This is a genomic window from Marinomonas arctica, assembly GCF_003259225.1.
GTDB classification, from domain to species: Bacteria; Pseudomonadota; Gammaproteobacteria; order Pseudomonadales; family Marinomonadaceae; genus Marinomonas; species Marinomonas arctica.
In genome coordinates, this window is record NZ_QHJF01000110.1 from 1 (window position 1) to 308 (window position 308).

A 308-nucleotide genomic window follows, 5' to 3' on the forward strand; every position below is an offset into this window, starting at 1 on the left:
AACCGAGGTCATCATTTTAGTTTGATCTTACTGGACGTTGACCACTTTAAGAAAATCAACGACAGCTACGGCCATGATGTCGGGGATAACGTGCTGAAGTTGCTGGTGACTACCTTACGAAAACGGCTCAGAGAAACCGATGTATTGTGCCGGGTGGGGGGCGAAGAGTTTGCTATCTTGTTAAAAGACACTCGTTTGGCCGATGCGGCGACGCTGGCGGAACAATTGCGTAAGAGCATCGCCACTTTGAAAATAGACCACATTCCGCATTTTACCATTAGTAGTGGTGTGACCGATTACCAAGACTT

The 308-nt window shown here is 47.4% G+C and carries 1 protein-coding gene; it reads left to right on the forward strand.

The features are described 5' to 3' along the window. Window positions 1-308: GGDEF domain-containing protein (locus DK187_RS21045; RefSeq protein WP_162623588.1), on the forward strand; the 308-nt coding region annotated here is incomplete at both ends.